This is a genomic window from Treponema sp. R6D11, assembly GCF_054786075.1.
On record NZ_BDHD01001436.1, the window covers coordinates 1 to 297 of the forward strand.

General features: G+C 40.4%; 1 pseudogene. It reads left to right on the forward strand.

Annotated elements, in window-relative coordinates:
- Positions 1-214: pseudogene (locus ACYVTD_RS19050) on the forward strand (hypothetical protein); the annotation flags it as partial.
- Positions 215-297 lie beyond the last annotated feature (83 nt).

The following is a 297-nucleotide window of genomic DNA, read 5'->3' on the forward strand; positions in this document are numbered from 1 at the left end:
AATGCGCGCCGCAGATTTGGAAAGCCAAATTGACAAAGACCGCAAAAAATTACAAAAACTCGGACGCAAACGAATAGAGGCTGGCGGCAATGTAAAAGCTGAATTGCTTTTTATCGATCTTGTTCGCAGAATAGAAAGGCTTGGGGATTATTGTTTTGAGATTTCAGAAGAAAACACTCTCAAGAAATGGATTAACAATATTATCACCAGATAATATTACGCGCTAAAATCTCTTACAAGTTCTCTTGGCTTGCTTCCGTTTGCCGGTCCCACTACACCGTTGTGTTCCATCATATC